The organism is Eudoraea sp. (genome assembly GCF_049665975.1).
GTDB lineage: Bacteria > Bacteroidota > Bacteroidia > Flavobacteriales > Flavobacteriaceae > Eudoraea.
Window position 1 is genome coordinate 1 of sequence record NZ_JBATGR010000482.1, and the last position, 5488, is coordinate 5488.

Sequence of the window (5488 nt, forward strand, 5' to 3'; positions counted from 1 at the left end):
TCCTTATGCCGTCAAGATTTTTTGTTAGTGCTTTGCCCGATTTGAAGTTGGGACAGAAATTAGTTTTAGTTGTTGAAGGTGAAAAAATAGAGGGGCTTCAGGAAATAATATCCAAAGCCGATTTGGAGAAATTTGAGTTGCCAAAAGAAATATTTTACGTCTCAGCTTTTAAAAACACAACAAATGGCAAGATTATAAGGGAAAAAAGTTTGTCTTTGATAAAAAGCTGATAACATTAAAAAGTCTGAGAACCCAAATTTTAGTAATACTAAGGGTAAGAATGTATTACTATAGAATATAAATGATTAGTATATTCATGGCTTATTTTAATAATAAAACAAATTATAAATTAATAAAGTCTACGCATTTTATGAAAAGTCTCCTAACGCTCCTATTATTTTCACTTAGTTATCAGTTATTTTGTCAGCAAATTTTATCTGAAGAAGAACGTGCTCAAGTAATTGATGAAATTTTAAATGAGCGGTTCGATGTTTTGCTACCGAAACTTATGGACCAGTCAGATTTGGACATGTGGATTCTTATTTCACGGGAATACAATGAAGATCCGGTGTTAAGAACCATGCTACCTTCCACCTGGTTAAATGCAAGAAGGAGAACCATCCTATTGTTTTATAGAGATAAAACCAAAAACACAATCGAAAAACTGGCCGTAGCCCGATATAATGTGGGAAAAAATATCTCATCGGCATGGGACAAGGAAAAAGAACCTGATCAATGGCAAAGATTAGTTCAATTGATAGAAGAAAGGAATCCAAAAAAAATTGGCCTGAATTTTTCAAAAGATCATAACATAGCCGATGGATTGGACAAAACGGACTATGAGGAATTCTTGCAAAATTTACCAAAAAAATACACTTCAAGAATAGTTTCTGCCGAACAACTTGCGGTTAGATGGATTGAGACAAGAACGGAACGGGAAATGGTAATATACAATCAATTGGTCTCCATAACACATGATATTATTGAAGAAGCATTTTCCGAAAAAGTGATTACCCCCGGAATAACAACAACTACTGAAGTAGAGTGGTGGATGAGGCAAAAGGTTACAGATCTGGGTCTGGAGACCTGGTTCCATCCAACAGTAGATGTACAACGAACAAATGAGGAATTGGTGGGGCATCTTTATTCTTTTTCAGGAAGACCAGACCAAATGGTGATTTTACCGGGAGATCTGCTACACTGTGATTTTGGGATTACTTATTTAAGATTAAATACGGATTGCCAGGAATTGGCCTATGTTTTAAAACCCGGAGAAACAGAAGCACCTATATTTTTAAAAGATGGTTTAAAAGATGGGAACAGCGTGCAGGACTATCTTACAAAAAATATGATAAGAGGGCGTACTGGGAATGAAATATTAAAAATCGCCTTAAATCAGGCCAAAGAAGCCGGACTTAAACCTGCCATTTATACCCATCCATTAGGATCCTATGGTCATTCCGCTGGTACTACTATAGGGATGTGGGATTCCCAGGGAGGTGTTATGAAAGATGATGGTGAGAATTATCCTCTCAATCCGAATACGGTCTATGCCATTGAATTGAATACCACAATTACCATCCCTGAATGGAACAGAGATATTCGAATAATGCTTGAAGAAGCAGGCTTTTTTGGCCCTGAGGGATTCAGATATGTAAATGGCCGGCAAACAGAGTTATTACTGATACCCAGAGTAACCAAACATTTAGGTAACTAAACTTGTAAAACCCCCATATTAAATGCTTTTTCAATAGGGGCATGGTTGGCAGCCTCTATACCCATGGAAATCCATTTACGTGTTTCTAACGGATCTATAATAGCGTCTGTCCATAAATGTGCTGCCGCGTAATATGGGGATATTTGTCTATCATATCTTTTCTTAATTTCGTCAAAGAGTTCAGCTTCTTTTTCAGGAGTTATTTTTTCTCCTTTCTTTTTTAAAGAGGCCTTTTCTATCTGTAGCAATACTTTTGCTGCAGAATTCCCACTCATTACAGCAAGTTCGGCACTTGGCCAGGCGACGATAAGCCTGGGATCATAGGCTTTGCCGCACATGGCGTAATTTCCAGCCCCATAGCTATTACCAATAATCACAGTAAATTTTGGTACAACAGAATTACTTACCGCATTAACCATTTTTGCTCCATCTTTTATTATACCCCCATGCTCACTTTTGCTACCCACCATAAACCCAGTCACATCCTGAAGGAAAACAAGAGGTATTTTTTTCTGATTACAATTTGCGATAAATCTTGTGGCCTTATCTGCAGAATCGGAATATATAACTCCTCCAAACCGCATTTCGCCTTTACTGTTTTTTACCACTTTTCGTTGATTTGCGACAATGCCAACGGCCCAGCCATCAATGCGCGCATAACCTGTGAGGATAGTTTTCCCAAACCCTTCCTTATATTGCTGAAACTCCGAGTTGTCTACCAGCCGCTTAATTATTTCGAGCATATCGTATTGGTCTGTCCTTGACCCCGGTAAAATAACATAAATGTATTCCTGTTTTTCTGCAGGTTTTATAGATTTAATTCTATTAAAACCAGCGTTATCGGGATTCCCTATCTTATCAATCAGGTTTTTGATCGTATCAAGGGCATCTTTATCATCTTTTGCCTTATAATCGGTTACCCCGCTTATTTCACTATGCGTTACAGCTCCTCCAAGAGTTTCATTATCAATATCCTCGCCTATGGCGGCCTTAACCAAATAACTTCCAGCTAAAAATATACTACCGGTCTTATTTACAATAAGAGCTTCATCACTCATAATTGGTAAATAAGCCCCCCCTGCTACACAACTCCCCATAATCGCTGCTATTTGTACTATTCCCTTACTGCTCATTATCGCATTGTTTCTGAAAATACGGCCAAAATGCTCTTTGTCGGGAAAAATTTCATCCTGCATAGGGAGATAAACCCCTGCGCTGTCTACCAAATAAATAATTGGAAGCCTGTTTTCTATTGCAATTTCCTGAGCTCTAAGATTCTTTTTAGCTGTAATCGGGAACCAGGCTCCCGCTTTAACTGTAGCATCATTTGCAACAACAATACATTGTTTACTTTTAACAAAACCTATTTTAACTACAACTCCTCCAGATGGGCACCCACCATGTTCCGCGTACATATTATCTCCCGCAAATGCACCAATTTCTATCGAATTACTTTTGTCATCTAATAAGTAATCTATGCGCTCTCTGGCAGACATCTTTCCTAATTCGTGCTGCTTTTCAATACGGGTATTACCGCCGCCTAATTTTACCTTGGCAAGCCTTTTCTTTAGCTCTGATAAAAGTAATTTGTTTCGATCTTCGTTCTTATTGAAGTTGATATCCATTCTCTTAATTCAATTTCTTTAATAGGGTTAAAGATAAGGAGTAATATTGATTAACTTTAACAAAATTGAACTGTAAGATATGAAAGAAAAAATTCGATGGGGAATAGTAGGATTAGGAAATATAGCTCAAAAATTTGCGGATGATTTAAAATTGCTGGCAGATGGGGAACTCACTGCCGTTGCCTCGAGAGACATTCAAAAAGCCAACCGATTTTGTGAATTTAATAAAGCCAGATATGCATTTGGGAGCTATCAGGAATTATTTAATTGTTCTGAGGTAGATGTAGTTTATATTGCCACACCACATACCTCTCATGCCGAGTTGAGTATTATGGCCATGAACGCAGGGCGAAATGTACTTTGCGAAAAACCTATGGGAATAAATAGAGGTGAAGTGGAAAAAATGATTGCCTGTGCCAGAATGAATAAGGTTTTTTTGATGGAAGCTTTGTGGAGCAGGTTTAACCCTTCAATTAAAAAAGTAAAAGAATTGGTAGACGAGGGCAGTATTGGGGATATAAAATACTTACGAGCGGATTTTTCTTTTTATGCTCTTGACAGGGACGAAAAAGGCAGGCTTCTAAATCCGGCATTAGCCGGAGGGTCTTTATTGGATATTGGCATTTATCCTATTTTTTTAGCATATCTTATTTTAGGTTATCCTGAAAAAATTCTTACTTCTTCCAAACTATATAAAACAGGAGTAGATATCCAAACCTCGATGATATTTGAATATTCAAACGCACAGGCCGTATTGTATAGCGGACTTAGCTCGAATTCGGAAATGAAGGCAGAAATTTCAGGTTCTGAGGGAACTATATATTTAGCCCCCAGATGGCACGAAGCACAGGAGTATTCTGTTGAAAAAAATGATAAAGTGGAAAAAGTTCAATTACCTACAAAGGGCAAAGGTTATGAATATGAAATAGAAGAAGTTCATCAATGTTTAAGGAACGGCAGGATAGAGAGTGACTCCTGGACCTTGAAGAATTCTACTGATTTAATTAGAATTATGGATGATATCAGGAAACAAACGGGAGTTGTATTTCCCTTTGAAAAATAAAGTTTAAGAATTTACTTTGAAAAATTCTTTTAAAATTTCCGATATTTGAGGTCCAACTAAACTAACAAACATGGGAATGAACAAGAATACAGTCCTTGCCTGGGCTACTTTTATAATGATTTCTGTAGGCTTCGGATTAATTGCCCTCGGCGCATTTCGTTACGACGATGTGGCCGGATGGGGGTTTGCCTCAGTAGGTATTGGTTTCTTTGCTATTGCCTGGGTATTTAATGCATTAAAAGGGAGGGTGTGAGCCCTTTTATATTCCATGATATTTCTTTATTAATCAACAGGTTTTTGACTTGTTGATTTATTATTATTCAAAAAACATATTAAATTTATGTCTGACGATAAGAAGGTAATTTTCTCTATGTCCGGGGTTACCAAAACCTACAAGAATGCCAATACTCCGGTTCTTAAAAATATTTATTTGAGCTTCTTTTATGGGGCCAAAATAGGAATACTCGGTCTTAATGGTTCAGGTAAGTCTACCCTATTGAGAATTATAGCTGGCTCAGACAAAAATTATCAGGGTGATGTAGTGTTTTCACCAGGATATAAAGTTGGCTATTTAGAACAAGAACCCTTACTCGATGAAAATAAGACAGTACTGGAAATTGTAAAGGAGGGTGTCTCGGAAACTGTTGCCATCCTGGATGAGTACAACAAGATTAATGATATGTTTGGGTTACCTGAAGTATATGAAGATGCAGATAAAATGCAGAAGCTAATGGACAAGCAAGCCGATCTGCAGGATAAAATTGATGCTTCAAATGCATGGGAACTCGACACCAAACTTGAGATTGCCATGGATGCGCTGCGGACTCCTGAAGCAGATATGAAAATTTCTGTACTCTCTGGTGGTGAGAGAAGGCGGGTGGCTTTGTGCAGGTTGCTTTTACAGGAACCGGAAATATTATTGCTCGATGAGCCAACCAACCATTTGGATGCTGAATCTGTACATTGGTTGGAACACCATCTGGCACAATACAAAGGAACTGTTATTGCGGTAACACATGACCGTTATTTCCTGGATAATGTCGCCGGTTGGATACTGGAGTTAGATAGGGGAGAAGGTATTCC

At 37.8% G+C, this 5488-nt stretch carries 5 protein-coding genes and 1 pseudogene; 5 read left to right on the plus strand and 1 reads right to left on the minus strand.

The features are described 5' to 3' along the window. Positions 1-230 (plus strand): annotated as a pseudogene (locus WBN20_RS15530) (AMP-binding protein); the annotation flags it as partial. 140 nt (positions 231-370) lie between these two features. Continuing rightward, positions 371-1717: a M24 family metallopeptidase gene (locus WBN20_RS15535; RefSeq protein WP_424282341.1), complete on the plus strand. Its 1347-nt coding sequence runs from the start codon at positions 371-373 to the stop codon at positions 1715-1717. Here WBN20_RS15535 and WBN20_RS15540 read toward each other — a convergent pair. Further along, the gene (locus tag WBN20_RS15540; RefSeq protein WP_424282342.1) at positions 1714-3342 is read right to left on the minus strand and encodes an acyl-CoA carboxylase subunit beta; all 1629 of its coding nucleotides are present in this window, start codon (positions 3340-3342) and stop codon (positions 1714-1716) included. The two genes, WBN20_RS15535 and WBN20_RS15540, sit on opposite strands and share 4 nt — an antisense overlap. 79 nt (positions 3343-3421) lie before the next feature. Between WBN20_RS15540 and WBN20_RS15545 the strand changes: the two genes are divergently transcribed. The 3 genes from WBN20_RS15545 to WBN20_RS15555 all read left to right on the plus strand — a co-directional run. Next, the gene (locus WBN20_RS15545) at positions 3422-4405 is read left to right on the plus strand and encodes a Gfo/Idh/MocA family protein (protein WP_424282343.1); all 984 of its coding nucleotides are present in this window, start codon (positions 3422-3424) and stop codon (positions 4403-4405) included. Between the two features lie 70 nt (positions 4406-4475). Next, a complete protein-coding gene (locus WBN20_RS15550) occupies positions 4476-4658 on the plus strand; it encodes a CAL67264 family membrane protein (protein ID WP_297693439.1) in 183 nt (60 codons plus the stop codon). A gap of 87 nt (positions 4659-4745) precedes the next feature. Beyond that, on the plus strand, positions 4746-5488 hold a 743-nt coding region (locus tag WBN20_RS15555; RefSeq protein ID WP_424282344.1), incomplete at its 3' end, for an ATP-binding cassette domain-containing protein.

Bases quoted from the DNA above. Each gene is read 5' to 3' on its own strand.
- WBN20_RS15535 (WP_424282341.1), top strand. From the start codon at position 371: ATGAAAAGTCTCCTAACGCTCCTATTATTTTCACTTAGTTATCAGTTA.
- WBN20_RS15540 (WP_424282342.1), bottom strand. From the start codon at position 3,342: ATGGATATCAACTTCAATAAGAACGAAGATCGAAACAAATTACTTTTA.
- WBN20_RS15545 (WP_424282343.1), top strand. From the start codon at position 3,422: ATGAAAGAAAAAATTCGATGGGGAATAGTAGGATTAGGAAATATAGCT.
- WBN20_RS15550 (WP_297693439.1), top strand. From the start codon at position 4,476: ATGGGAATGAACAAGAATACAGTCCTTGCCTGGGCTACTTTTATAATG.